Source organism: Bremerella sp. P1 (genome assembly GCF_028748185.1).
In the GTDB taxonomy this organism is placed as follows: Bacteria; Planctomycetota; Planctomycetia; order Pirellulales; family Pirellulaceae; genus Bremerella.
In genome coordinates, this window is sequence record NZ_CP118164.1 from 5184027 (window position 1) to 5208273 (window position 24247).

Annotated in this window: 20 protein-coding genes and 1 tRNA gene; 13 read left to right on the plus strand and 8 right to left on the minus strand. The window is 56.2% G+C overall.

Annotated features, from left to right (window positions below; all coding sequences use genetic code 11):
- The first annotated feature begins 22 nt into the window (after positions 1-22).
- Positions 23-265 carry a helix-turn-helix domain-containing protein gene (locus PSR63_RS21615; RefSeq protein WP_274327750.1) on the plus strand — a complete coding sequence of 81 codons (243 nt, stop codon included), beginning with the start codon at positions 23-25 and terminating at the stop codon, positions 263-265.
- Between the two features lie 23 nt (positions 266-288).
- The gene (locus tag PSR63_RS21620; protein WP_274327751.1) at positions 289-1503 is read left to right on the plus strand and encodes a tyrosine-type recombinase/integrase; all 1215 of its coding nucleotides are present in this window, start codon (positions 289-291) and stop codon (positions 1501-1503) included.
- A gap of 211 nt (positions 1504-1714) precedes the next feature.
- Here PSR63_RS21620 and PSR63_RS21625 read toward each other — a convergent pair.
- Positions 1715-1804, minus strand: a tRNA-Ser gene (locus PSR63_RS21625).
- A 225-nt stretch (positions 1805-2029) separates the two neighbouring features.
- Between PSR63_RS21625 and PSR63_RS21630 the strand changes: the two genes are divergently transcribed.
- The gene (locus PSR63_RS21630) at positions 2030-3604 is read left to right on the plus strand and encodes a M20/M25/M40 family metallo-hydrolase (protein WP_274327752.1); all 1575 of its coding nucleotides are present in this window, start codon (positions 2030-2032) and stop codon (positions 3602-3604) included.
- Positions 3605-3926: 322 nt separating this feature from the next.
- Here the strand turns inward: PSR63_RS21630 and PSR63_RS21635 are convergent, their stop codons facing one another.
- Positions 3927-4694 carry an AraC family transcriptional regulator gene (locus tag PSR63_RS21635; RefSeq protein WP_274327753.1) on the minus strand — a complete coding sequence of 256 codons (768 nt, stop codon included), beginning with the start codon at positions 4692-4694 and terminating at the stop codon, positions 3927-3929.
- Positions 4695-4881: 187 nt separating this feature from the next.
- On the opposite strand from PSR63_RS21635, the gene PSR63_RS21640 reads away from it, so the two are divergent.
- Both PSR63_RS21640 and PSR63_RS21645 read left to right on the plus strand, forming a co-directional pair.
- Positions 4882-5943: a DUF1559 family PulG-like putative transporter gene (locus tag PSR63_RS21640; protein ID WP_274327754.1), complete on the plus strand. Its 1062-nt coding sequence runs from the start codon at positions 4882-4884 to the stop codon at positions 5941-5943.
- A gap of 177 nt (positions 5944-6120) precedes the next feature.
- Positions 6121-6444, plus strand: a complete 324-nt coding sequence (locus tag PSR63_RS21645) for a carboxypeptidase-like regulatory domain-containing protein (RefSeq protein WP_274327755.1) — start codon at positions 6121-6123, stop codon at positions 6442-6444.
- Here the strand turns inward: PSR63_RS21645 and PSR63_RS21650 are convergent.
- Positions 6441-7988 (minus strand): cryptochrome/photolyase family protein, encoded by a 1548-nt coding sequence (locus PSR63_RS21650; protein ID WP_274327756.1) that lies wholly within the window; start codon positions 7986-7988, stop codon positions 6441-6443. The two genes, PSR63_RS21645 and PSR63_RS21650, sit on opposite strands and share 4 nt — an antisense overlap.
- Before the next feature lie 146 nt (positions 7989-8134).
- On the opposite strand from PSR63_RS21650, the gene PSR63_RS21655 reads away from it, so the two are divergent.
- The gene (locus PSR63_RS21655) at positions 8135-8662 is read left to right on the plus strand and encodes an opioid growth factor receptor-related protein (RefSeq protein WP_274327757.1); all 528 of its coding nucleotides are present in this window, start codon (positions 8135-8137) and stop codon (positions 8660-8662) included.
- An 8-nt stretch (positions 8663-8670) separates the two neighbouring features.
- Here the strand turns inward: PSR63_RS21655 and PSR63_RS21660 are convergent, their stop codons facing one another.
- A complete protein-coding gene (locus tag PSR63_RS21660) occupies positions 8671-9714 on the minus strand; it encodes an FAD:protein FMN transferase (protein WP_274327758.1) in 1044 nt (347 codons plus the stop codon).
- A 188-nt stretch (positions 9715-9902) separates the two neighbouring features.
- On the opposite strand from PSR63_RS21660, the gene PSR63_RS21665 reads away from it, so the two are divergent.
- The 5 genes from PSR63_RS21665 (at position 9903) to PSR63_RS21685 (ending at position 15426) form a co-directional block, all read left to right on the plus strand.
- Complete coding sequence (locus PSR63_RS21665; RefSeq protein ID WP_274327759.1) at positions 9903-11291, plus strand: Gfo/Idh/MocA family protein; 1389 nt, start codon at positions 9903-9905, stop codon at positions 11289-11291.
- Between the two features lie 194 nt (positions 11292-11485).
- The gene (locus PSR63_RS21670; protein ID WP_274327760.1) at positions 11486-13273 is read left to right on the plus strand and encodes a sensor histidine kinase; all 1788 of its coding nucleotides are present in this window, start codon (positions 11486-11488) and stop codon (positions 13271-13273) included.
- A gap of 156 nt (positions 13274-13429) precedes the next feature.
- Entirely contained in the window at positions 13430-14119 is a 690-nt protein-coding gene (phoU, locus tag PSR63_RS21675; RefSeq protein WP_274327761.1) for a phosphate signaling complex protein PhoU, read from the plus strand.
- Positions 14120-14154: 35 nt separating this feature from the next.
- On the plus strand, positions 14155-14913 hold the full coding sequence (locus PSR63_RS21680; RefSeq protein ID WP_274327762.1) for a response regulator: 759 nt from the start codon (positions 14155-14157) through the stop codon (positions 14911-14913).
- Positions 14914-15018: 105 nt separating this feature from the next.
- On the plus strand, positions 15019-15426 hold the full coding sequence (locus PSR63_RS21685; protein WP_274327763.1) for a hypothetical protein: 408 nt from the start codon (positions 15019-15021) through the stop codon (positions 15424-15426).
- A 40-nt stretch (positions 15427-15466) separates the two neighbouring features.
- Here the strand turns inward: PSR63_RS21685 and PSR63_RS21690 are convergent, their stop codons facing one another.
- The gene (locus PSR63_RS21690) at positions 15467-16441 is read right to left on the minus strand and encodes an alpha/beta hydrolase family protein (RefSeq protein ID WP_274327764.1); all 975 of its coding nucleotides are present in this window, start codon (positions 16439-16441) and stop codon (positions 15467-15469) included.
- A gap of 349 nt (positions 16442-16790) precedes the next feature.
- Here PSR63_RS21690 and PSR63_RS21695 point away from each other — a divergent pair, with 349 nt between their 5' ends.
- Together PSR63_RS21695 and PSR63_RS21700 are read left to right on the plus strand one after the other, a co-directional pair.
- Positions 16791-20234 carry a pyruvate carboxylase gene (locus tag PSR63_RS21695; RefSeq protein ID WP_274327765.1) on the plus strand — a complete coding sequence of 1148 codons (3444 nt, stop codon included), beginning with the start codon at positions 16791-16793 and terminating at the stop codon, positions 20232-20234.
- Positions 20235-20237: 3 nt separating this feature from the next.
- Positions 20238-21026: a biotin--[acetyl-CoA-carboxylase] ligase gene (locus PSR63_RS21700; protein WP_274327766.1), complete on the plus strand. Its 789-nt coding sequence runs from the start codon at positions 20238-20240 to the stop codon at positions 21024-21026.
- Here PSR63_RS21700 and PSR63_RS21705 read toward each other — a convergent pair.
- The 3 genes from PSR63_RS21705 to PSR63_RS21715 form a co-directional block, all read right to left on the minus strand.
- Positions 21003-21836 (minus strand): TrmH family RNA methyltransferase, encoded by an 834-nt coding sequence (locus PSR63_RS21705; RefSeq protein WP_274327767.1) that lies wholly within the window; start codon positions 21834-21836, stop codon positions 21003-21005. The two genes, PSR63_RS21700 and PSR63_RS21705, sit on opposite strands and share 24 nt — an antisense overlap.
- A 137-nt stretch (positions 21837-21973) precedes the next feature.
- Positions 21974-22510, minus strand: coding sequence for a hypothetical protein (locus PSR63_RS21710; protein ID WP_274327768.1), 537 nt, complete (start codon positions 22508-22510; stop codon positions 21974-21976).
- A 97-nt stretch (positions 22511-22607) separates the two neighbouring features.
- Positions 22608-24083 carry an OprO/OprP family phosphate-selective porin gene (locus tag PSR63_RS21715; RefSeq protein WP_274327769.1) on the minus strand — a complete coding sequence of 492 codons (1476 nt, stop codon included), beginning with the start codon at positions 24081-24083 and terminating at the stop codon, positions 22608-22610.
- Positions 24084-24247 lie beyond the last annotated feature (164 nt).

Here is a 24247-nt window from a genome sequence, read left to right on the forward strand (position 1 = left end):
ACGCATTTCAAAGAGAGATTTCATGGAACCCAATAAGTATCTCACTGCGAAAGAACTTGCCAAATTCACTGGCATTTCGGTGGCCACGGTCTGGCGACTCAAAGGTGAAGGCAAGATCGCCTTCATCCAGCCAGGGGGGCCAGGATCCCGCGTCCTATTTAAGTACGACGCTTTGGAGTACATAGCACCAGCATCGGCAAGCAGTGAAAAGTCGGTGACAGCGGTGCGGCCTGGCCCTAAGGCTGGGTTTAAGCGAAAGAAATAACATTTTAAGAGAGGTAGGTGCGAATGCCGAAACCGACGAAGAATCCGAAGATCAAGAAGGACTTCTTCGAGTGGAGTATCAATGAACGGAACGACGGCTGTCTCCAAGCAACGACGTATGTCGCAGGAGTTGGCCGAATTCGGCGATCGCTGGGGACCAAGGACTGGGACAAGGCGCTGGAGGACCTGACGGAACTGGATCGGCACGAGGCCGAAGAGCATGGACTCGCCCCGAAGTTCGAGGAGCGTCATCGTTCAGGGGAAGTGACCATTGAAGACGGATGGCAGGCCTTTCTCGATGATCGTGATCGCGGGCAAGTTCAGGGTGGCGTCTCGCCGACAACTTTGAAGCGATACCGAGCCGTGCGGGCTCACCACGAAGCGTTCGCGAAGAAGAAGGGCATCACCGAGTGGCAGCAGTTCGGCAAGCAAGAGTTTGTGGCCTTTGGGAAGGAACGGGAGAAGGTTGCCGAGCCTCGAACTGTGTTCTTCGAATTGAACTTGGTTAAAAGTGTCAACCTGTGGCTGGTTCACGAGGAAATGTTGCCAGAGCAGTTGCGACTTCGTGTTAAGTTGCCGAAGCCCAAGGGAACCAGCACTTATTGCTATCGTCAGCAAGAGATTTCCGCCATGGTGCGTCAGTGTGAAGCTGCACAAGAATTAGAATGGTTGCGATTGGTGATCCTTGGACTGACCTATACCGGAATGCGAATTAGTGAGTTGGCATCCCTGCGGTGGTCGGACATCGACTTTGACTCGAATCATATTCATGTCGTCGATGAACGATCGCGAAGTCGAAAAAAGACCACTGGGCCTGTGCGGACGACCAAGGGAAAGCGATCCCGGGTTATTCCCATGCACCCGGAGCTGAAAGAGGTCCTTCGACCACTCCAGGAGCAAGCTGGTGGATACGTGTTCAAGGCACAAAAGGGGGGGCAGTTGCGCCCACGCGTGGTCCTCGAAGTTTTCATTCGAGAAGTCATCAAGCCCCTCTCAAGCACGTTTCCCACGCCTGAAAACGAAATCGGATTCCATAACGGACGTCTGCACTCGTTCCGACATGCCTTTTGTTCCCACGCATTGGGTGGTGGAGCAAGTGTCGGCGAAGTCCAGGACTGGCTTGGTCATGCGGATAGCAAGATGGTCGAACACTACCGTCACCTTCGAGATGACCAAGCGCAGCAGCGTATGAATTCACTATCGTTTATGGCCGAAGACAGTGTGTCCTCGGTCAGTTAATTTGACCTTGTCCATGACCGCGTCGTGGAGGTGAGAGAGAGGGAAGTGCCGTATGAGCTACGGGAAGCGAGTCAGCCTTTACTTGTGCGATCGCTTCTTCAGATAGAGCCCTGAATGACACAATGAATGCCACAGTTGATGTGGCATTCATTGACACACTTCAGTAAGTCATTGTCAGATAACGACTTGCAATGCCCCGAAAAAGGGGAAGCGGAGAGAACGGGATTCGAACCCGTGGAACAGCTTTACACCGTTCACCGGTTTAGCAAACCGGCGCATTCGACCACTCTGCCATCTCTCCTGTGGGAAAGCGAAAGTCTACACCCTTTTCTCTTCGTCCTCAACGGGACCTCCTTCGCTTTTTCCTAATATGGCCTATGGTTACGGTGAAATAGGCTGTTCAAAATGGGCCTTAGGCCCCACCAACCGCCAAATTTGTAATAACCATGACCCCATTTACTCAAAGTGTGCCGCTTATCACTATGGTGAACGCAGGTGCTTCTCAGGGATTCATAGGGAAAACAGCATGATTTTACGTCTTGGGACAATCGCCGCACTCGTTGGGTTCGTGGGATTTCAGGCTAGTTTCGCTGGCGAGCTTTCGCATTCCGCGGCTCTGGATACCATCCTGAAAGAAGACGTGAAGCGGCATGTCGATGTCTTGGCCGACGATAGCTTCGAGGGACGCGAGGCCGGGAGCCGGGGAGGGCGCGCGGCTGGGAATTACCTGCAAGGGTTGTTTTCCAAGTACGGTCTGAAGCCTGCCGGCGATGGTGGTACGTTCTTTCAACTGTTCCATGGCGGATCGCGAAACATTCTGGGGATCTTGCCTGGCGAGAAGGGGGCCGACCAGGGCGACTTGATTGTTGTCGGGGCTCATTACGATCACGTTGGGTATGGAAACCGGTCAAACAGCTTCGGTCCGTTTGGTTATGTCCATAACGGAGCCGACGACAACGCGAGTGGTACCGCAGCACTACTGGAAGTGGTTCAGGCTCTCACCGAGATGAAGGCCAAGCCGAAACGCTCCATCCTTTTCGTCCTGTGGGACGGAGAAGAGAAGGGGCTTTTGGGGTCGAAGTATTGGGTCGAGCACCCGACCGTCAAATGGGATCGGATTCGTCTGTATATCAATCTCGATATGGTCGGACGTTTGCGTCCCCAAGGGGTCGAGGTTTACGGAACGCGAACCTTGCCGGGGCTTCGCCAAAAGATTTCTCGAGCCAACATGGCCAGCGATTTGAAGCTCGACTTCCGCTGGGAAATGACTGACAACAGCGATCACTACACGTTCTATTCGCGTTCGATCCCGACGCTCATGTTCCATACGGGACTTCATAGCGAATACCACCGTCCGCAGGATGACGCCCACTTGATTAATCACGACGGCGTTCAGGCCGTGGCTCGCCTCACGGCGGAAGTGGTTTGGGCGGAAGCCAATCGCGACGCCTTCCCTTCGTTCCGGACGCGATCTCGCCTGGAATCGGAATCGGAACGGCAGCGATTCGAGGTCGCTCGATCGGTCAATCGATCGCGACTGGGTATTCGCTGGAACTCCGAACAGCAAGAGCCGGGCGAAGGCCTTTTGATTGCAGCGGCGACTGCTGGTGGTCCGGCCAGCAATGGCGGCGTGCTGCCAGGGGATCGCTTGATTGAGTTTGCCGGTATCCCGTTTACCAGCACGGATGACTTTCTGGCCCAAGTTCAAGCCGCGCCGGCGGAAGTGGTGCTGAAGGTTCAGCGAGAAGGGGAAGAGGAGCCGTTGCCGCTGGAAGTAACGCTCAATCTGAATCCAGCACCGGTGGGCATCTCGTGGACGAATGATCCAGCTGAGCCTGGCTCGATCATGCTGACCAACGTGACGACTGGTTCTGTGGCCGCCTTGGCCGGCCTGCAGCCGCTCGATCGTGTTTACGAGGTGAATGGAATCCCCGTGGAAAGCAGCAATCAATTCAAAGACCTGGTGACCCGATATCAAGATCCGACCACGCTTTTGGTCGATCGAGACGGGCACATGCTGCAAATTGAATTGCCACTGAAGACGATCCGGCCGCTTCTCATCGCTCCGGAAGAAGCCAAGGACTCGGAAGTGCAGCCCTAATATGTTGGTTTTCTAGCAAACATTCCGAGACAAAATCTGTTTTTGGCGATTCTCGACACTTGGCGTATCGATAAATGCCAAGACGATGACCTCGTTTGGCAATATCCTGATTCACTGAAATTGCAGTTCGCAGATTTGTCCAGGCGGCCGGTTGTGTATCACGCAACGGTTTCGGCTTGCCACTGGATAACGAGAGTTTGCGACTGACCTACCAAGTGAAATCTAACAATCGGGATTGATTGCCATGACCACGCAAGTCGTCGTCGAGACCATCGACGCTTAGTCAAAGTGCTGGAAAGGTGGCCGCAGGACGGGTAGAACGCTACTTCCCGTCCTGCGTCATCTTCCGGTACTTCAGTGGCGATAAGCCGGTGATTCGTTTGAACTGTTTGCAGAACGAAGGCTGATCGCTGAATCCGCAATCCATGGCAACCGCTGCGATGTTTTTGCCACTATCTCGCAGCATCACGGCCGCGGCCTCGACCCTCTGTCGAATTAAGTACTGCGAAGGGGTGATCTGAATCATGCTTCGCATCAGTCGTTCGAATTGACTGACAGAAAGCCCCGATTCTTCGGCCAATTGTTGAATTCGGAGTGGCTTGGCGAAGTCGGTTTGCATGCGACGCAGGGCGACCGAAAGCTTGTTGTAGCGATCGTCTCGTTCGGTCGGGGCATGCAGGTCACGCGACATACCAATGATCGCGATCACCTGCTGTTCCACATTCTTAGCCAGAACCTTGCTGGTGATATACCAGCCCAGCGAGCCGTCGGGGTTCGTGATCATCTCCAGCTGATCATGCAGATTTTGTCCGCGGCTGAGCAGTTGCTTGTCTTGCTGTTGATAGCCGGTGGCCAACGCAGGGGGATAGATATCGAAGGCCGTCTTCCCGATGACGTCTTCGCGCCGAAGCTTGGGAACGCTGCGCAAGAATGCACTATTTACGCTTAGGTAGCGGCCTTCCAGGTCTTTGATGCACAGGTTGACATCGTCGAGTCGGGCGAACAATTCCTCGACCAATGCCAGGGTTGGAGCCTGTGCAAAAAGATAGTCGAGGTGCTCTTCCCATTCGTTTTTGTATTTATTCGGCATGCTGTAAGTCGATTCGGTCAAAGACAAAATCGGTGGGTTCAATGAAAATAAGTCACGTCGTTGGGAAATAAACTCCTAAGCGACGCCTTGCCTCTCCATCATGCCACTCAACGAGATTCCCCACCACCTCGCTGAGCAAATCATATTTCATTTTTTATTGCATGAATGAATTCTGGAGATGTCTTTTATGTTAGCTCGAATGAGTCACCTGAAGCGAGGGTTTACCCTTGTGGAATTGTTGGTCGTGATTGCGATCATCGGGGTTCTGATTGCCCTGCTTCTGCCGGCCGTTCAGCAGGCCCGTGAAGCGGCTCGCCGGATGCAGTGTACCAACAACCTCAAGCAGATGGCGTTGGCGATGCATAACTACCACGATACGCATTCCCAGTTCCCGCCTGGGCATGTACCGGAAGAATATGTGAACGGTAAGTTCGCTCGTCGTGGCTCGTGGATGGTTCGCATCCTGCCCTATATCGAACAGAAGGCCGCCTATGATCAGGCCAACCAGCCAGCCGGTTCGCTCGACAACCATTCGGCAAGTTGGGCCGCTCCGAATCTTGCCTGGCAGGCCATGAACGAAGCTCGGGTCGACATCTACGCTTGCCCATCGAGTCCTCTGCCTCGCACCTACACCCAGCCAACCTCGCAGCCATCGCAAGATGCGGGGGCACCAGCCGAGATCGAAGTTCAGATATCGGACTACGCTGCCAACGCGGGATGTGCTTTCCGTGGTGGTACCAACAACACGGGTCATTCAACCCAGTTCTGGGGTTGGGGCGGCCGCCTGGCAGACAACGGCTTCGTACCCACGTATCTGGCCAGCAAGTATATCGGTACCCAGCCTCCTTGGTATGGATCAAAGGTCGACTTCGCTGCCGTGACCGATGGTTCGAGCAATACGATTGCGATCGGCGAGCAAGGCAACTTCTATCAGCAAGATAAGGACGTTCGCGCAAGCTATGTCCGTGGTGGCTGGTGGAACGGTGGTTCGTGTGCGGCCGAAGGCCAGGACATGGCCAACTACGTCTGTACGTCGTATCCGATCAACGCGGTTAGCGTCGGCTGGATGGGGACCTCTCGCAACGAGAATGTGACCTACAACGAAACCGCTTTCCGTTCGGCACACCCAGGCGGTGCTCAGTTCGCCTTGGGTGACGGTTCCGTCAAGTTCATCGCGGAAACGGTCGACTTCGCAACCTATACGGCATTGATGGACCGGGCAGACGGTGTCCCGGTCGGTGAGTATTAGGGGATGAACCAGGGGGCTGACTCCTCGTAGGAGTTGGCCTCCTGGTTATCTAAAAATCCATCCATTTCTAACCTCCCATAACAATCAGTTGCCATGAACATTTCAAAGAAAGCTGGAACTTGCTGCGCGCTTGCAGTCCTTCTAACAGCCGTTGTGGGCTGCTTCGGTGGATCCGGTGTGCCTGTTGGAAAAGTGACCGGAGTGGTCACCAAAGGTGGTCAGCCGTTGCCGGATGCGACCGTCACGTTCTATCCCATCGGCGGTCGACCTTCGTTCGGGACGACCGACGCCGACGGACGCTACGAACTGATATTCACCGAAAGCGTCGATGGCGCGATGGTCGGAACGCACAAAGTGAACATCAGCTACGGCGGCCCACAGCCGCCGGGCGAAGCCAGTCGCAATGCCAAGCCCAAGCGGGTCCTGCCACCGCAAAGTGTCGACTGGCCAGACACCATCGAGGTTCAAAGTTCCGCCAACCAATTTGACTTCGATCTTTAATCGATGCTCCAGTCTTGGCGAAGCTTGTTTGCCTGACTGCGAATGTCTTCAATCTCACCTGAGTTTCTCTTTCGCTCGACATGCTTCATCTGCAACTTCATTCGTGAATTGCTTTGAAGCTCGTCAAAATGTCGATCGAGAAAGTCCCAATAGAAGGTCGTGAGCGGGCATGCCTCTGCCCCCACGGCCTTCTTGTGGTTGTAGACGCATCCTTTGCAGAAGTTGCTCATCTTGTCGACGTAGTTGCCGGTCGAGCAGTACGGCTTGGTGCCCACGATACCGCCATCCCCATGCTGGCTCATGCCCAGGGTGTTCGGCAACGACACCCAGTCGACCGCATCCAGGTACATGGCCATGTGCCACGCGTGAAACTTATAGGGATGCACACCATACGTCAGTGAAAAATTGCCCAGCACCATCAAACGTTGAATGTGGTGCGCATAGCCATACTTCAGAACGTGTGACATAGACTGGCGGATGCACTGCATGTCCGTTTTGCCGTCCCAGAAGAACGACGGCAACTCGGCCTGGTGGTCGAAGTGATTCTTCTGAGCGTATTCCGGCATCTGGGTCCAATAGACCCCGCGGATAAATTCCCGCCAGCCAATGATCTGCCGCACGAAACCTTCCACGCTGGCCAGCGGGGCGGTGCCTTCCTGGTAAGCTTCAATCGCAGCGCTCACACATTCCCGCGGATCCAGTAGCTTGAGGTTCATGCTGGTCGATAGTCGCGAGTGGTGCAGAAACGGCTCGTCCGTCCACATCGCATCTTCGTACTTGCCGAAGCCTGTCAGGTGGTACTTGATGAAGCCGGAGAGCATCCGCCGAGCCTGGCCCGGCGTCACCGGCAAATTGAACGAATCGACTTCGCCTGGGTGATCGGCGAATCGTTCTTCAACCAGTTGAATGACTTCTTGGGTCAGGGCATCGTGCGAGAACGACGTCGGTCGGCCGATATCGCCGGGGCCTTCTTTCGAGAATGACTCACGATTGTCGTGGTCGTAGTTCCAAGTGCCCCCGACCGGCTTGCCCTCCCGCATCAGGATGTCGTGCTTCTTGCGCATCTGGCGGTAGAACGTTTCCATCAGCAGCGACTTGCGGCCTTTGGCGAACTTGTGGAACTCGTTCACCGTGCAGTAGAAGTGGACGTCCGGTAGAAAGTCGATCGGCACATCGTGCTTCGCGGCGGTCTCTTCCAGAAGTTGCTTCACGCGATAGTCGCCAGGCAGGACGACACGAATCGCTTCCGGTTTCTCCTTTTTGATCGTCTGAGAAAGCAACTCACCAAACGACTTGCCAGAGTCCTTCCGCTTGTCCGCGTAAAGCTGGTGGTATTGAACCGGGCGGCCTGCATCGTTCAGCTCATCACGAAAGTGGCGCATGGCGGATAGGAACAAGACGATCCGCTGCTTGTGGCTGGGGACGTAGGTAATCTCGTGGTCGTTCTCGGCCATCCAAAGCTGATCTTTGTCGGGATCGTAGCCATCAAATAGGGCTGAGTTTCGATCGAGTTGGTCGCCGAGTATGAGCAGCAGATGTCGCATGAAGTCTTCCTGGTGGTCTAGGTGCCAACGGGACGAACCGCAGCCGGGGCGGGAAAGGCAACAGGCCAGCCAAATTCTCTCGCCAAGCGGTCAGGAATCGCCTATCGTGATAGTTGGGTGATCGCCTCGCTTTAAGGAGAGTCAGCATGACGTCACGCGTTGTCGATTTCTATGGCCACGAGGGAACCGACAGCCACGGCCGGACGGTTCTCGATATGATCGCGATGACCGACCGCGAGTTGGAATCGCATCACGATATCATTCAATGGATGTTTCCGCTGCACGAGACTTCCAGCGTGAATCCCGACTGTCCGCTGGTCGACGAGCACTCCGCCCAAGTTTTGCGCGAGAATATCGACGCTCGTCAGCGAATGCACGAAATGATCACGCGGTTTGGACGTTTCCTCGGGTTTGAACTCAACGAAGATGGGGAGTTCGTCCCCGACCCCAGCCTGACCAGCAATCGCGAGAACTGGCATTCCCCGATGAACCACAATCATTTGCGAATCACGCGGGTCATTCGCAGTATGCGGTTGTTTGGGTTTGAGAAGGAAGCCAAGACATTCTTCGAGGCCGTAAGCCAATCGGCCATCGAGTCGCAGTGTGCGACCGAACGGACGCTCGCCTATTGGAAGCAGGCACTGGAAGACCCCGTCTTCGATCCGATCCGTTGATTCCGAATCTATTTCGTCTGACTGTGCTCGCTCAGCCAGCTACCCAGGTTCGGACTGGCCCAGGTGATTGGCTTCTCGTCCACCAGGACTTCCATCCAGGTCGCGATGCCGGGCTGTTCCCTCAGGGCCTTCGGGGTTTCTTCGGGGCCAAGCACGCAGATCGCCGAGGCCCAGGCATCTGCCTCAGTTGCGGTTTTGGCAAAGACGGTCACCGTTGCCCGGTGATCAACGCCGTAGCCTGTGCGGGGATCGAGGATGTGCGAGTAGCGTTTGCCGTCGTGTTCGAGAAACTGAAAAGCATCCCCAGAAGTCGCGACCGCACACTGTGAGATGTGGGCAACGAGAATCGGCGGCTGCTTCGGGTTGAGTCCGGCAATGCCTACCCGCCAGCCAGGCTCGCCGCGCGGTGCGCCTGTCGCGGCAATGTCACCGCCAGCATCGACCAAGGCTCGTGTGATGCCATGCTTGGATAGGACCTCAAGGGCCGCGTCGATCGCATACCCTTTAGCGATGCCTCCCAGGTCGATCCGCATGTCGCTGACGGCAAGACTGACGGCGTGCTGTTTTTCGTCGAGCGTCATGTGCATAGCGCCCACCGACGTTCGTACTTCTTCGATTCGCGTAGGGTCTAACTTGCCGCGGCGGCGGAACCGGCGCCACTCTTTGGTCAGTGGTCCGACCGTGACGTCGAAGGCTCCTTGTGAAGCTCGATTGACCTGGTGAGCCCTGTAGAGGACGTTCCAAAGGTCGTCGCTCACAGAAATTGGCTCAGGCGTAGGAGATTTCGCGGAAAGCTGAAGGACTTCGGAATCACTCTGATAATCGCTACAAATCTGCTCGATCTCGTGGAACCGAGCAAAGGCATCATCTGTCGCTTTTTTGAAAAGCTCGGCATCGTCACAATCGGCCACTATGCGGACGATTGTTCCCATGTGTGGCTGGCTGACCGTAAGAAGGGAATTCTCGCCCGCGCACAAGTGACTGACGGCCATGCCGAAAGTGACCAAAAAGGCCCCCCATGTGACGGTCGCGTTTGAGAATGGTGACGTCATGATCGCTCCGAAAAATCGCGCGCGGCGGGGGCAAATAAATTCACGCAAGCCCTTATCTCGCCAGTAAATAATTGAATCGGTACGTAGAATCCAGTATGCTTAAAGCTTACCCTCATGGTACGACGCACGTCTAAATTTTCCCACCTCGCCCCTATCTAATATTTATGCTTAACGGAGAGTCTCCATCTATGGCTAAGAAAGATTCGAAGAATAAGACAGACGCTGCCCAGACTTCGCGGCGCGATTTCATCAAGACTGGTTCGTCCATGCTCGTCGCCGGTGGTGCCATCGCTGGGTCGCTGAGCATTGCCCAAAGCGCTCATGCTTTTGGTAGCGATCAAATCAAGATTGGTTTGGTCGGCTGTGGTGGTCGTGGTACCGGTGCTGCTGATCAAGCGATGAACACCAAGGGCGATACCAAGCTCGTCGCCATGGGCGATGTCTTTGAAGATCGTCTGAAGCAGAGCCTTCGTTCGCTTTCCAGCCGTCACGCCAAGCAAGTCGAAGTGCCGGAAGATCGTCAATACGTTGGTTTCGACGCTTACAAGAAAGTGATCGATTCCGATTGCGACTTGGTGATCTTGGCTACCTCGCCTGGCTTCCGTCCGCTGCACTTTGAAACCGCAGTGAACGCTGGCAAGCACATCTTCATGGAAAAGCCTGTCGGAACCGACGCCCCAGGTATTCGCCGCGTTCTGGAAGCCAACAAGATCGCCAAGGAAAAGAACCTGGCCGTCGCCGTTGGTCTGCAGCGTCACCATGAAAAGGCCTACGTCGAAACGATCAACCGTCTGAAGGATGGCGCGATCGGCGACATCATCTTCTGCCGAGCCTACTGGAACTCGGGCGGTGTTTGGACTCGTAACCGTTCTGCTTCGCAGACCGAACTCGAATACCAAATGCGTAACTGGTACTACTTCAACTGGCTGTGCGGCGACCATATCGTTGAACAGCACATCCACAACCTCGACGTCATCAACTGGTTAATGGATGGTCCACCAGAAACGGCTGAAGGCCAAGGTGGTCGTCAGGTTCGTAAGGGTGCCGATCACGGTGAAATCTACGATCACCACATGATCGAATTCACCTACCCCAACGGCGTGAAAATGCTGAGCTCGTGCCGCCATATCCCTGGCTGCTGGAACAGCGTTTCGGAACACGCTCATGGCTCGAAGGGTTACGCCGACATCAGTGGCGGTAAGATCTACGACGCCAAGGGCGACCTGGCTTGGAGCTACGGCCAAGGCGGCCGCGGTGGTCACCAGGAAGAACACCACGACCTGTTCGCTTCGCTGCGTAACGGCGAACGTCCGAACGAAGGCGATTACGGTGCCCACAGCACCATGACCGCGATCTTCGGTCGTATGGCTACCTACTCCGGTGGTCACAGCGGCAAGGGTGGCAAGGTTCTGAAGTACGAAGACGCCTTGAACTCGGAAATCGCCCTGGCTGACTTCGACAAGTTGACCAGCATGGACGACGAAGCTCCGGTCAAGCCAAATCCAGAAGCTGCCCAGAAGCAGGCAGAGCAATCGCCTTACGTCGTTCCGATGCCAGGCGAATCGATCACCATCTAAGCGTTGGTGTTTGAATTATCGAAAGAAACCCAAGAGGGGGCGGGCCGGTTCGGCTCGCCCTTTTTTCGTGGTCGAAGCGAATTATGAATGGAACTTCATGAAAACAGCCCTGATTGCACCCTGCTTAAATGGCGTGTCCCTTTTATGATACAGGATGGCAATTTCTTCGCAGGGACGAATACTGACGAGTTGCGATGGTACGCTCACGCATAGGAACATACATCTTACTTTTGGTGGTCGCGTTAAGCTTCGTGACCCTGGTAGCAATGACATGGGCTGCCGGCCAGGAACGTAAGTCAGCCATTCGTCAGGAAAGAATCCGAAATCTGGAAACGGTCGTCCAGTTGATGCGGGCCAGTGTCCTTAATCAGGAAGACCCCGCGCGGCTCGACGAAGATCAACTCCAGCGCCATGTGAGACGTTACTCCGCCGAGTCTGGTCTGTATCTCACCATCATCAGCGATGGCGGCCGCGTGCTGGCCGATTCGCTGTATCCTCCTCGGCGAATGGAAAACCTGCGACAACTGAGCGAGTTCCGCGACGCCGATTCCGGCAACTTTGGCTACTCCGAAAGACTGCTCGCCGATCAAGACGTCAATATGCTGATGGTCGCGCAGCGGGTTGTTTACGAGGGGAATACGATCGCGTTCGTACGTGCCGGGACTCCGAAAACAAATCTCGACAGCTCGTCCGGAGCAATTGCGATGGTTGTCGGCTTCATTGCGATCGGGACGATCATCGCCGGCGTCTTTCTTACCCGCATGGTCGAAACAAGAGCGGTAGATCCGGTCATCGATCTGACCGATGCCTGCGATGCGTTGGCTGAAAACGGCGAGATGCAGCATCTGTGGAATTCGTCTCGCGATGAGTTGGGGCAATTGGTGCGGCACTTCCAAGCGATGGCACTGGCGGTAACGCAGCGCGAGACAGCCTTGCGTGATCAAGCTAACCGGATTGAAACGGTACTGGGGAGCATGGTCGAAGGGGTTCTCGCGGTGAACTCCGACCGGGTCGTGCTGCTGGCAAACCAGGCCGTGCGGCGGCTGCTGGGGATTCGAGTCGACCGGGTCGAAGGTCGACCGTTGATCGAAGTCACGCGGATCCGTGCCCTCGATCAATCGGTGCAGCAAGCGATGTCCACCGGCGAGGCATGTTCGACCGAGTTTGAGGTTTCGTCGCCGTTTCGCCGGGTCATCAATATTCAAGCCAACTGCTTGCCGGGCGATCCCTGTCCCGGTGTGGTGTTGGTGCTGCACGATATGACCGAACTCCGCCGGCTGGAAAATCTGCGGCGCGAGTTTGTCGCCAACGTTTCGCATGAACTCAAAACACCCTTGGCCGCGATTCGTGCGTACGCCGAAACACTGCACATGGGAGCGGTGAACGATGCTGAGAACCGCGACTATTTCCTGGGGCAGATCACCGATCAAAGCGATCGTCTGCACGACCTGATCATGGACATGCTGCAGCTTGCCCGTGTGGAAGCAGGGCAGGAGGTCTTCGATATCACCGACGTGAACGTCGCGGACATCGCCCAGTGGAGCGTCGATTCCTTGCGCGACAAGGCAGCCGCCAAAGACATTCGTCTCGTCGTCGAAACGGCCGAGGATGACGAGGTGTACGTGCGAGCCGACGAGGAAGGGCTGCGAACGATCGTCGGCAACCTGGTCGATAATGCCGTGAAATACTCAGGCAAGCCGGGCGACGTGTTGGTCCGCTGGAAGACCGAAGGGGACCAGGTCGCCATCTCGGTGCAGGATCACGGCATCGGGATTCCCCAGGAAGCCCAGGATCGGATCTTCGAGCGGTTCTTCCGCGTCGATAAGGCACGCTCCCGAGAAATGGGCGGTACCGGGCTTGGGCTTTCGATCGTGAAGCACTTGGCTGGTTCTTTTGGGGGTAGCGTCGAGCTTGTAAGCGCCCCTGATGAGGGGTCCGTGTTTACGGTTCGCCTAAAAAGAAGCCGTGTTCTTACAAATTAACAATTGTGTTTACATTGTCTTAATAATCCAGGGTTAACATAAGGTTCATCGAAAGCACTTGGTTTCAGCGCCATACGGCAATGAGGTCTTCGCTTTCGATCCGATGCCGGCGGAGCCGTGCTGACCGTAGCCCTACGATTTCCTCGACAAGACACAATGCCTCTCCATCTTCAACGCGATCTGGATCACCTCCATCACGAGGTGCTGTCGCTATCGGGAGTCGTCGAGGAAATGCTCGAGAAAGCCACTCGGGCACTCTTTGAACGCAACGCGCACATCGCCAACGAAGTCATCGATATCGACATCATCGTCGACGAACGCGAGGTGCAGATCGAAGAAGAGTGCCTCAAAGCCTTGGCATTGCATCAACCGGTCGCCGTCGATCTGCGACGCATCGCGACGGTTCTCAAAGTGAACAACGACTTGGAACGGATGGCGGATCTCACGGTGAACTTGGCCGAGCGAGCCAAGAGCGTGATTGAATTCCCCACGTTCACCATTCCGCCGCGTCTGGCCCGCATGGTCGAGATGACCAAGGGAATGGTTTCGGACGTGCTCGATTCCTTCGTCAACATGGACAGCGCTGCCGCGGCTCGTGTTGGTGCGATGGATACCCAGGTCGATCGGATGAACTGCGAGATTATCGAAGAGCTGCAAAAGGTTATGCGTGAACGACCTGACCAGGTGGTTCCGGCTCTGCATTGCTTTTCGGCGAGTCGACACATCGAACGAATTTCGGATCACGCCGTCAATATTTCCGACGACGTGATCTACATGGTAGAGGGAGAGATCGTACGGCACCGCTTTTCCGGTGATTCCGAAGGAAACTCTCTGACACGTGAATAATACCCCTTTTTTGTTTTTGTAAATTGGACCTAGACATGGCCCGAATGAAGATTCTGATTGTCGAAGACGATCGAGCTTTGGCTGACGTGTTGGCTTACAACGTTCGTCAGGCCGGCTACGAGGTGCTCTCCGCCTACGATGGTCAGGATGGTTTGACCCAGGCGCAAGTGAAGACGCCGGACATGGTAATTCTGGACCTGATGCTGCCGGTCGTCGATGGCTTGGAAGTGTGCCGCCGGCTGCGAGCAGACCCAGCGACCAAAGACATCATGGTCCTGATGCTGACTGCCAAAGCCGAAGAGTCGGATCAGCTGATCGGGTTCTCGCTCGGGGCAGACGACTACGTCACCAAGCCGTTCAGCGTGAAGGTCTTGCTGGAACGCATCAAGGCTCTCGAACGTCGTCGCCGCGGTACCGAAGCCACCACGACCGACGTAGTGGCCAGCCAAGGCGTGACGATCGACCGTCGCCGTCACCGTGCCACCGTGCATGGCAAGCCGCTGCAACTGACCCGCAGTGAATTTCGCTTGCTGGAAACGCTCACGCGTCAGCCTGGCCGTGTGTTTGACCGCTCGGAACTGATCGACGCCGCTTTGGGTGAAGACACCGTCGTGATGGAACGAACGATCGACGTCCACGTGCGAGCCCTTCGTCGTAAGATGGCCGAGTTTGCCGACCTGATCGAAACGGTCCGCGGCGTCGGCTACCGCTTCCGCGATCCAGGTGCCGGCCCCAGCAGCGATGCTGACACCGACGAAGAATTCGCCGAGCAAGCCAGCAGCTCGCGAGCCTAGTTCGCTAGACGAACCCAGCTTGGGTAGCTACAACTATCGAGAGAACGAGTGACGCAGCTCGTTCTCTTTTTTATGCGCGGTCACATTCTTCGGAGAACTTGCGACGTGAAAGAAGTTCAAGCGATCATCGATCGGATTCATTCCGATCAACTGTTGACTGAGGCCATGTTCGAAGTCGACCTGGACGCTGCGTTAGATTTACGAGACGCGCCGCCATTTGAAACCGCTTGGATGGCTGCCTACAAGAAGCTTCCCGACGCCGATATTCCCGAGGATCTGAAAGGACTTCACCAAGAGATTCGCAAGGCAGCATTTCTGAAAACAATGCAGTTGACCCAGTCGCCGGAGTTGGCCGGGTACGTTTCGGACGACTTCGGGCTGATCTCTTCGTCGCTGATGCTCGATGTCAGCGACCCATGGTTAAATGCGCTCTGGAAAGAATACGACGCAGGTAACTTTCCCGCTGGCGATCTGCCGCCTCTTCCGGGAAGCCTTGCCGATTTGATTCCGTGACGAGAATGACCGCCCAGTTATAACGACGCACGGCGAGTCGTTATGACGTCATGTGCTTCTCTAAGAAGCCCAGAACTTTTTCAGGGTGGCGACCAAAGTAGTTATATCCATCCTTGAAGCGTTTCTTGGTATTCTCGATCCAGAACAGTTCTTTCTCTTGGCTGCCCAGGAGATCGAATGTCTTTTGCGCGTCTTCCGGATTGCGAGTCCATTCGTCCTCCAGGACCTGGACCATCAGCACCGGCATGGTGACGCTGGCCGCCCAGTGATGCGGAGTCATATCCGCCGCGACGAACGCTCCCATTTTTAACAGTTCCAGGTCGATCAGTTCCTGGTATTGCCGGATGCCCTGCAAATCGGAGAAGGCGTCGTAGATCGCGGTCATTGAGACGACCATGGGGCTGACCATGCACTTCACGTTCGCAAATAGCTCTGGGTGCCGATGGATCGCGTGGTACTGCGAATTGCCACCCATGCATTGGCTGTAGAGTCCGACGGTCATTTTCGACAAGCTCGGGTGTGCATCAACGTAGCGTTTCACGCCTACACAGTCTCGCCATTCCCAGCAGCCGATACCACTCAGTCCGCCGTTGGCGGCACTACTGTTGCCATGGTTACGGATGTCATAGGTCAGCACGTTGTAGCCCGCATCGGTCAGATGCTTGTACTGAATCACAAAGTCGATCTCGACCGCATCGAAGTTGCTCCATGGTGGTCCGAAGTGCCCAGGAAACCCGGACCGGCACATGGGTAGTGCGTGATTGAAGATGACCAACTTATTGCTCTCGCCTCCCTTCGCGGGAATGTACCAACCTTCCAGCGGAGTGCCGTCCTCAGAAGGAATGATGACATCCGACCAGCCAGTCATGCCATAATCGTCAGGCGTCTTGTGGATAAAGCTGCGCAGCGGCCTCACGATCTCTGCCAATCCTTTGACCTTGGCATGATCTTCTTCTGAAATGGTCTTGAGTTGCTCAAACGCCTTTTCCAACCGTTCGTCTGGCATGCGTCCCATGATGTTCTCCTGACTCAATTGGGGTGTTGATCGAATTAGAATTCATCCTATCGCAATGCGCCTGGAGAGTCGCTGTACGATTCTCCACAATACTGGTCGAATACTCCAACTGCTTGTCTAGTACGACGGACTTGGGAATTTCCCGTTGGAAACGATCGCCCAGTCATGGCGAATCGTCGGCATAATCGGTTCATGCTGTCAGGGAGCGTGTCCGATTTGATCAAATTGATGACCGACTTGCGCTCGTTTCTTCCACCTACATTCTGGTATACTGGCTGGCTTCACCCCACAACATCTCTCCCGTCTGGCTCCCCACTCGCGGGCAGCCGGTTGTTGAATACGGCCGACTATGAAAAAAATCACCAAGCTTCTGGCAGCCAATCGCAGCGAAATCGCCATCCGTATCTTCCGTAGTGCCCATGAACTGGGGATTCGGACGGTCGGTATGTATTCCTATGAAGATCGTTTCGCTCTGCATCGTTTTAAAGCGGACGAAGCTTATCTGATTGGTCAGGAAGGCGAGCCTGTTCGGGCTTATCTCGATATTCCCGGCGTGATTCGTCTGTGCAAGACGCACGACATCGATGCTATCCATCCGGGTTACGGCTTCATGTCCGAGAACCCCGACCTGGCCGATGCCTGCGAGAAGAACGGCATTGTCTTTGTCGGTCCTTCGAAACATTGCCTGGAGATGCTCGGTGATAAGACGGCTGCTCGCAACGTGGCCAAGCAGGCCGGTGTGCCGATTCTCGGTGGTAGTGACGCGGCGATTGAAGATGTTGCTGCCGGTCGCGAACTGGCCGAGAAGATGGGCTTCCCCATTATCCTGAAAGCCGCCAAAGGGGGCGGTGGACGCGGGATGCGTGTCGTCAAATCGGCCGAAGAGTTCGAGGCCTCGTTCAAGGAAGCCCAGCGCGAGTCCCTCAACGCGTTCGGCAGCCCCGATATCTTCATCGAAAAGTTCATCCAGCAGGCACGCCACATCGAAGTGCAGCTGCTGGGCGACAAGCAAGGCAACCTGGTCCACCTCTACGAACGCGACTGTAGCGTGCAGCGACGCCATCAGAAGGTGGTCGAAATCGCCCCCGCTCCGAAGCTCGATCCCAAAACGCGGCAAGGCCTGTGCGATGCGGCCGTCGCCATTGGTAAGGCCGTCGGTTACTACGCCGCCGGCACGGTCGAGTTCCTCGTCGATGCTCAGACGGGTGAGTTTTACTTTATTGAAGTGAACCCGCGTATTCAGGTCGAGCATACCGTCACCGAAGAAATCACTGGCGTCGACCTGGTGAAGTCGCAGATCCTCGTCGCCCAAGGTGAACCGCTCGATCATCCTGAGATCGGCATTCCCACGCAAGAATCGATCGTGCCGTTTGGCTTTGCCTTGCAGTGCCGCGTGACGACCGAAGACGCCTCGAACAAGTTCATGCCAGACTATGGCCGTGTCACGCATTACCGCAGCGGTGCGGGGATGGGCGTGCGATTGGATGCCGGTAGTGCTTTCAGCGGTGCCGTGGTGCATCCTTATTACGATTCGCTGCTGGTGAAGGTCACCGCGCGGGGTCGCCGCTTCGTCGATGCTGCCCGCCGCATGGAACGCGTCCTGGCCGAGTTCCGCGTGCGAGGGGTGAAGACTAACATCCCGTTCCTCAGCCGGTTGATGAAGCATCCCACCTTTGTCGAGGGCCTGTGCACCACGCGTTTCATCGACGAAACACCGGAACTGATGCAGTTCACCCCGCGTAAAGATCGCGCGACGAAGCTGCTTAGGTTCCTTGGCGATATTGCCGTTAATGGGAATCCGCTGGTTAAGGATCGTGCGGTATCCAAGAGACGCGACCCGGCACCGACGCCTGCGATCGATGTCGACGCACCACTGCCCAAGGGTTCACGTGATCGCTTCAAGGAATTGGGAAGCGAGAAGTTCGCTCAGTGGGTTCGCGACCAGGACCAGCTGTTGTTCACCGATACCACGTTCCGCGATGCCCACCAAAGCTTGCTCGCGACGCGGGTGCGTACCAATGACCTGCTGAACATCTCGCCGGCGTATGCTCACAATTGTGCCGACCTGTTTTCGATCGAGATGTGGGGCGGGGCGACCTTCGATACCACGATGCGATTCTTGAAGGAATCGCCGTGGCAGCGACTGGCCGACATGCGGGAACACATCCCCAATGTCTTGTTCCAGATGCTACTGCGGGCGTCCAACGCGGTCGGTTATACGAACTACCCCGACAACGTCGTGACGGCATTCGTTCAGGAAGCCGCTCAGGCAGGGCTGGACGTGTTCCGCGTGTTCGACGCACTCAACTGGGTGCCGAACATGAAGGTCGCGATGGATGCCGTCATTGAGTCGGGCGCCATCTGCGAAGCTTCGATCTGCTACACCGGCGACATCAGCAATCCGAAACGTGATAAGTACACGTTGCAGTATTACGTCGATCTGGCCAAGCAGTTGGAATCGATGGGGGCTCACTTCCTGGCCATCAAAGACATGGCCGGGCTCTGCAAGCCGACGGCTGCTCGCAAGCTGATCAAGACGCTCCGCGAAGAGATTGGCCTGCCGATCCACTTCCACACGCACGATACCGCTGGCATTCAGGCCGCTTCGATCCTGGAAGGAGCCCAAGTCGGGCTCGACATCGCCGACGCCGCGATGGCACCACTTTCTGGTGGCACTTCGCAGCCGAACCTGAATACAGTTGTCGAGATGCTGCGTGGCACCCCACAGGAAAGCAAGCTGGGCACCAAGCAGATCGACGAAATCGCCGAGTACTGGCGATCGGTTCGCGAGTTCTACACGCCGTTTGAAAGCACGGTGCTGCCAGCGACAGCCGACCTGTATCGCCACGAAATGCCTGGCGGTCAGTACACGAACTTGTTCCAGCAAGCCCACGCGTTGGGGCTTTCCGATCAGTGGGCCGAGATCTGCGAGATCTACGCCCAGGTGAACGAAATGCTGGGTGATATCGTCAAGGTGACTCCGACGTCGAAGGCAGTCGGTGACATGGCCTTGTTCATGGTCGCGAACGAACTGACGCCAGCAGACGTGCTGAATCCCGAACGGGAACTGGCCTTCCCGGCCTCGGTCAAAGACCTATTGGGTGGTCGCATGGGACAGCCGCCCGGCGGTTTCCCCGAAGGCCTGCAGAAACGCGTGATGCGCGACGAAGCGATCCTGACCACGCGCCCCGGCGAAAGCTTCGAGCCAGCCGACTTCGACGACGCTTCGGACAAGGTCGAGAAGATCCTCGGCCGCAAGCCAAAGCGAAACGAAGTTGTTTCTTACTTGCTGTACCCGAAGGTCTACGAAGACTTCGCCAAGCACTTTGTCGAATACGGCGACATCAGCAACCTGCCCACGCCGGTCTTCTTCTACGGCCAAGAGCCTGGAGAAGAGTTGGTGATCGATATCGAAACGGGCAAGACGCTGATCGTGAAGTTCCTGACGGTGAGCGATCCGCACCCCGATGGAACGCGGGTGGTCTTCTTCGAACTGAACGGCCAACCGCGGGAAGTCAGCATCCTCGATCACTCGCTCGAATCGGACGTTCCTAAAAGTCAAAAGGCTGATTCGGCCGATCCGAAGCAGATCGGTTCGTCGATGCCTGGCATGGTCGTTACCATTGCGGTCGAGCCCGGCGAGAAGGTGGCCAAGGGGCAAAAACTGCTCTCGCTGGAAGCGATGAAGATGGAAACCACCGTCTATGCCGAAGTGGCTGGGAAGGTCGAAGAAGTGCTCGTCAAACCGGGCAGCCAGGTCGAGACCGGCGATCTTATGATTCGACTGTCATAGGCCATGAACGATTGGTTTCCCGAACTTGCCCAGCACGAGATCGAGCGTCAAGCTGGGTTTGCCCTAGTCGATGTCTTCGACGAGTTGTCATCGACCAGCGATCATGCGCTGGCCAATCTGACGGAGTATAGCCAGCGTCTGCCGGCGCTGGTCGTGGCTCGTAAGCAGACCAAAGGGCGGGGCAGGGGATCGCGCAGCTGGTTTGCCGGCGAAGGGGCACTGACGTTCACGGCGATGCTGGGCAGAAAAGATATCCCCATCGAGCCCCACAACTGGCCGCGGTGTTCGCTCATTGCTGGGGTTGCCATGTGCCAGACGCTGGAGGCGCTTAGCGGCTCGGACGCCTTCCAGCTGAAGTGGCCCAACGATGTTTACCTCTCGGGTCGAAAGGTATGCGGCATCCTGGTCGAGAAACGCGATGCTGCCGAGCCTGTCCTGTGCGTGGGGATTGGTGTGAACGTGAATAACTCTTTGGAGCATGCTCCGGCGGACGTTCAGCAGAAAGCGATCGCGCTGACCGATGTCACAACGCAGCAGCATTTTCTGCCGGAGATCTTGCTGGGGTTCTTGGCCCGCTTTCGAGAGCTGTGCAGGCAGAATGTCGATTCGCTGGCCGACCTGCTTCCTTACTGGCGGAACCATTGTCTGCTGACGGGGCGTCCTGTGGAAACGAGCCAGGCCGATCAGGTCATCGCGGGCCAGTGCTGCGGCATCGACGAAACGGGTGCACTGCTGGTGCAGACTTCCGCCGGGCAAAAGCAAATTGTCTCAGGCGAGATCATCCGCTGGTGACGTGGTCTGCATGTGGCAGAAGTGGTAAAGGAAGATACCGGTCGCCATCGCCACGTTCAGTGAGTCGCTGCCGCGCTGCATCGGGATCGTGATTTCGTGCGTGCAGTGGGCAAGCGTCTCTTCTTCCAGGCCATATCCTTCGTTGCCCACCAATAGCACGCTGCGAGGCGCGCGGCGGACTTCGGAGAGCGGGGTCGCGGTATCGGAAAGCACGGTCGCGAAGTTCTCGAAACCCAGTCCGACGAGCTTCTTCAGATCGGCCGTGAAATCTTCGCTTTCGACGATCGGGATCTTGAATGCGTGTCCAGTGGAAACACGCAGCGAACGCTTGGCGAATGGGTCGGCACAGCCGTCGTCGAGTAAGATGGCATCCGCCCCAAACGCACAGGCCGCACGGATGATCGCCCCCATGTTCTCGAAGTCTCCGATCTTCGAGGCGGCGAGAATGGTTGACGTGGCTGGCACTTCACCGGGGAAGATGGAATCGATATTGCTCCGTTCGGGACGCTGCCCGCAGGCCATGATCCCGCGGTGAAAATTGTACCCGGCCAACTCCTTGATATCGCTACGCGTCAGCACGTAGATCGGGAACTGACCGACCCGGTGCGGAGGCAACTGGGGGATCTTGGATTCACCATCGACCAGAATCGAATCGACATGAAAGGGACTGTCGAGCAGCCGCTGTACGAGAAACTGGCTTTCGGCGACGAAGTAGCCGTCTCGCATGTGACTTTTCCGCTCGAACTCGCGTTGGTAACGCACGAGCTGCGGATCGTCAGGCGAACTGATATGAATGATGTTGGGCGTCATAGAGGGCTATTCTACCGATCGAAAGCCGTTTCCCTAGTGGGTGATCCGATTGGCCTTCGAACGAAAAAAGCCCTTGGAGGTGGGAAACCTCCAAGGGCTGCGTCGGAATTCCTCTGAGTCGTGGGGAGAGTGACTCGTTAGCGGGTTGGAGCGAAGAAGGTGGTTTGTTCGATCACAACCGGCGGCATTGGCGGAACTTCCGAAGGGGAATGTTCCGGAGTGATGACCGCTGGCATCGGTTGAGGTGCTTCGCTCGGCATGGCATCGACGCTGTAGCCGCAAGCTGGATCGCCACAACCCGTTCCGCAGGCTCCGCCGCAGTTGTTACCACAACCGCAACCATTGCCGTAGCCGCAGCAACCGTTGTTGATGACGTTCCATTCGACTTCACAGTCGGGGCACTTGTATTCCCACTTGGTCAATTGCTTGACCGAGCGCACCTTGCCGCAACGCAGTGGCGAGCAGCAATCTTCCCACGGGAAGCGAACTGCCGGGATGCAGATATCTTTGCATTTGTCCGCGTAGCAGTTGTGTGCGACTTCAGTTTGTTTCACTTCCGGCGAGCAAGTCTTGCCGTAGGACGAGCAGCACGTTGGCGTGCAGCATTTCGTCGCACAGCACCCGCTGCCGAAAAACAGCAGTCCGAGGCCAACAATGGCGAGGTAACGGTTCATGGAGATCGCTCCGTATTGAATGTTTTGCTTAGTTGTTTTCCGTTGGCTGCCTGGCCCCTGGTAAGGGCCAGACAAAGGGTTTCATCCGCAGGGCGGTTTAGAAGTCGACCATGAATCGCATGCCGAACATGTCGTACCAACCGGAATCGGAAGGTCCACCGGCGACAACGCGTTCGGAGATGCGGCCGTTGATGTAGTTGAACTGAACACGAGCGTTCGGGTTCCACCACCAGTTGACGCCGAAGGTGGCACTTTCGCCGACACCACCGAAGACATCTTCGTCGCTGAAGTCACCGTACGAGTAACGGGCAGCCACTTGCCAAGCACCCCAGCCATAGCTGCGGCAACCATCGCAACGGTTGACAATCCAGAAGTTTTCCAGCGGCTTGGTGCGTCCGAGCGTACCGGAGTCGCGTTCCCAAGGCGTGTATTCGCCAGTCAACCAGTAAGCGGCGTAGACATAACCACCACCGAAGTTCACGTTGGGCTGGGCACCGGCGCGATCAGCATGAGCCGTCATGTATTCACCGACCAGCGAGAAGGAACCGATGTTCAGCACACCTTCCAGGCCGAGCAATTGGTAGTTGGAAGCATCCAGAACGCCCGTGTCGATCCACTTGTTGGCAGTTCGTGCTTCAGGGCGGGTGGTGAAGCGATCGTCGCCGCCACTGCCAGGGAAAGCAGCCGAACCGGAAACGGCCCAGTGAGCGTAGCCACGACCACCGGACGTTTCGTCGTACCAGATGGTGTTGGCCAGACGACCAGCGATTTCTGACTGGTAGTTGTCGTCGTACTGACCACCGGTTTGTGCCAGGTCGTCCATCAGGAAGTAACCGAATCGCCAGTTCCAGGCTTCATTGTCCGAAACACCGTACGATTGGATACCCATACGTCGAGCGTCCTGGTTGAATGCTTCGACCACGAACGGACGTTCCAGGAAGACGTTGTAGCGGCTGGAGTTCAAGTGATCCAAACCGTATGGACGCTTCTGGTTACCCAAGAGCACCGTGTTCAGAAACGGCAGTTGGCTCCAGCCCAGGTAAGCATCTTTGAAAGCAAGCTTGCTCGGGTTGGCAAACTCCATTTCAATCTTGTATTCCATGTTTTCCCAAACATCACCCTTCACGCCGAATCGCAGACGACGGAAGCCGATGAAGTCGTCGCCACCATCGTTGGCGTCGCCCGATTCCAGGTAGTTAGGAAGGGCCGAATTATCGGGGAAGTTCCAGTAGTCGAAGTGAACACGGCCCGACCACTTTTGCGTGGGCTTCGCGATCAGATCGACTTCTTTGCAGGCCTCTTCGGCAGCTTCTGCTTCCAGCGCTTCGACGCGTTCGAGCAGGTTGTAGTACGACGCGGCAGAAACCGTATCGACCTGCGGCAGAGCTTGAGGAGCTTCTGGAGCAGCGTAGAACTGCTGTGGCTGCTGCTCGTAGTTGTATTGATAGTTCGGCGCGCCTTGCGAGTAGTCTGCTTGAGGTGCGCTGTAGATGGAGTCTTGGCCGTAGCCAAGTGCAGGTGCCAAAGCGCCCAAACAAATCCCTAGGGCGCGGCAAGTCCAGCTAATTTTCATCGTGCGGGTTTCCATACTTCACGAATTACGTTCATCCTGAACGGAAGGTGACCAATGCCGTTAGATGCGATAATCGGAACGCGCCTTAATACAGGCAGATCGATTTCAGGTAGCGCGGAAGAACCGAATCGGCAGTAAGAAGTGTTAGAGAAGTTGCCGCAGGA

What these genes read in the sequence shown, in the direction of transcription:
- PSR63_RS21615 (WP_274327750.1), top strand. Translation starts at nt 23, where the DNA reads ATGGAACCCAATAAGTATCTCACTGCGAAAGAACTTGCCAAATTCACT.
- PSR63_RS21620 (WP_274327751.1), top strand. Translation starts at nt 289, where the DNA reads ATGCCGAAACCGACGAAGAATCCGAAGATCAAGAAGGACTTCTTCGAG.
- PSR63_RS21630 (WP_274327752.1), top strand. Translation starts at nt 2,030, where the DNA reads ATGATTTTACGTCTTGGGACAATCGCCGCACTCGTTGGGTTCGTGGGA.
- PSR63_RS21635 (WP_274327753.1), bottom strand. Translation starts at nt 4,694, where the DNA reads ATGCCGAATAAATACAAAAACGAATGGGAAGAGCACCTCGACTATCTT.
- PSR63_RS21640 (WP_274327754.1), top strand. Translation starts at nt 4,882, where the DNA reads ATGTTAGCTCGAATGAGTCACCTGAAGCGAGGGTTTACCCTTGTGGAA.
- PSR63_RS21650 (WP_274327756.1), bottom strand. Translation starts at nt 7,988, where the DNA reads ATGCGACATCTGCTGCTCATACTCGGCGACCAACTCGATCGAAACTCA.
- PSR63_RS21655 (WP_274327757.1), top strand. Translation starts at nt 8,135, where the DNA reads ATGACGTCACGCGTTGTCGATTTCTATGGCCACGAGGGAACCGACAGC.
- PSR63_RS21660 (WP_274327758.1), bottom strand. Translation starts at nt 9,714, where the DNA reads ATGACGTCACCATTCTCAAACGCGACCGTCACATGGGGGGCCTTTTTG.
- PSR63_RS21665 (WP_274327759.1), top strand. Translation starts at nt 9,903, where the DNA reads ATGGCTAAGAAAGATTCGAAGAATAAGACAGACGCTGCCCAGACTTCG.
- PSR63_RS21670 (WP_274327760.1), top strand. Translation starts at nt 11,486, where the DNA reads ATGGTACGCTCACGCATAGGAACATACATCTTACTTTTGGTGGTCGCG.
- phoU (WP_274327761.1), top strand. Translation starts at nt 13,430, where the DNA reads ATGCCTCTCCATCTTCAACGCGATCTGGATCACCTCCATCACGAGGTG.
- PSR63_RS21680 (WP_274327762.1), top strand. Translation starts at nt 14,155, where the DNA reads ATGGCCCGAATGAAGATTCTGATTGTCGAAGACGATCGAGCTTTGGCT.
- PSR63_RS21690 (WP_274327764.1), bottom strand. Translation starts at nt 16,441, where the DNA reads ATGGGACGCATGCCAGACGAACGGTTGGAAAAGGCGTTTGAGCAACTC.
- PSR63_RS21695 (WP_274327765.1), top strand. Translation starts at nt 16,791, where the DNA reads ATGAAAAAAATCACCAAGCTTCTGGCAGCCAATCGCAGCGAAATCGCC.
- PSR63_RS21700 (WP_274327766.1), top strand. Translation starts at nt 20,238, where the DNA reads ATGAACGATTGGTTTCCCGAACTTGCCCAGCACGAGATCGAGCGTCAA.
- PSR63_RS21705 (WP_274327767.1), bottom strand. Translation starts at nt 21,836, where the DNA reads ATGACGCCCAACATCATTCATATCAGTTCGCCTGACGATCCGCAGCTC.
- PSR63_RS21710 (WP_274327768.1), bottom strand. Translation starts at nt 22,510, where the DNA reads ATGAACCGTTACCTCGCCATTGTTGGCCTCGGACTGCTGTTTTTCGGC.
- PSR63_RS21715 (WP_274327769.1), bottom strand. Translation starts at nt 24,083, where the DNA reads ATGAAAATTAGCTGGACTTGCCGCGCCCTAGGGATTTGTTTGGGCGCT.